Source organism: Halorubrum sp. AD140, from assembly GCF_034497445.1.
Classification (GTDB): domain Archaea; phylum Halobacteriota; class Halobacteria; order Halobacteriales; family Haloferacaceae; genus Halorubrum.
Map to the genome: position 1 here is coordinate 1 of NZ_JAXRUU010000223.1, position 1,285 is coordinate 1,285.

At 65.1% G+C, this 1,285-nt stretch carries 1 protein-coding gene and 1 pseudogene; both read right to left on the reverse strand.

Features of this window, described 5'->3' with window-relative positions; all coding sequences use genetic code 11:
- Nucleotides 1–52: 52 nt before the first annotated feature.
- Entirely contained in the window at nucleotides 53–1,045 is a 993-nt protein-coding gene (locus tag U4E84_RS17630) for an ABC transporter permease (RefSeq protein WP_322533383.1), read from the reverse strand.
- 30 nt (nucleotides 1,046–1,075) lie between these two features.
- A pseudogene (locus tag U4E84_RS17635) lies at nucleotides 1,076–1,285 on the reverse strand (peptide ABC transporter substrate-binding protein); the annotation flags it as partial.

Consider the following 1,285-nt stretch of genomic DNA (forward strand, 5'->3'; position numbering starts at 1 on the left):
GCTCTGTCTGAACTCCTTTTTGAGATTTCGAATGACACGTGAAGAGACCATGTTAGTTGTTCACCACCTCCGGGTCGAGGTAGGCGTACACCACGTCGACGAGGATGTTGACGAGGACGAAGCTCGTCCCGATGACGATGAGACTGCCCTGAAGCGTCGGCCAGTCCCGGTCGTTGATGCTCTCGATGACCAGCGTTCCGAGTCCGGGCCACGAGAACACCGCCTCCGTGATGACGGCGCCGCCGATCAGCGTCCCGAGCTGGAGGCCGAGGACGGTGATCACCGGGATCAGCGTGTTCCGGAGCGCGTGTTTGTACCGGATCAGGGTCTGCGGGAGCCCCTTGGCCCGCGCGGCCTGAACGTAGCCCTGGCTGAGTTCGTCGAGCATCCCCGATCGCGTCAGCCGGGTGATGAGCGCCATGAAGTACGTTCCGAGGGCGATGGATGGCAGCGTGATGTACGCGAGCCACGTCAGCAGCGTCCCGAACACCGGCTCCGGCCCGACGAGCGACAGCGCGACGTCGCCGACGTCGACCCCGCGGCCGCTGGTGTTGAAGATGTTGAACTCCACGGCGAAGATCAGGATCAGCATGATCCCGAGCCAGAAGTTCGGCGTGGAGATGCCGCCGAGCGACAGGAGCGTCGCGCCGTAGTCGACGGGCTCGTTGCGGCGGGTCGCGCTGATCACGCCCAGCGGAATCGCGAGGACGACGGCGACGACGCTGGCGGCCACGGCCAGCTCGACAGTCGCGGGGAGGCGCGCGAACACGAGCGCCGCGACGTCCTGCCCGCGGGTGTAGGAGAACCCCATGTCGCCGCGCAGGAGGTCGAAGAGGTACTGGCCGTACTGGATGTACAGCGGCTGGTCAAGGCCCAGTTCGGCGGCGATCGCGTCCCGCGTCTCCTGGGAGGCGTCGAGCGGCGCGACCGCGTTGATCGGGCTGCCCGGCGTGACGAACCGGAGGGCGAACACGACGGTGACGACGCCCCAGACGACGCCGATTCCCTGGAGGCTTCTTTTGAGTACGAATCTTCCGAATGACATTAATAACGATGTGAGCGGATGGGGGCGGCGTTACTGTTGGGTCGCCGTGTCCGGGTCGATGAACTCGTCGGCCCGCGGCTCCCAGGAGATCTCGTTCGAGACGCCGTACACGCTGAACTGCTGGTGCATGAACACCCACGGTGCGAGGTCGTGAGCGAGTTGGTTCGCTTCCTGGAGGATCTCGACGCGCTCGTCCGTGTCCTCCGTCGACTCCGCCTCTTCGAGCAGGCCATCCATCTC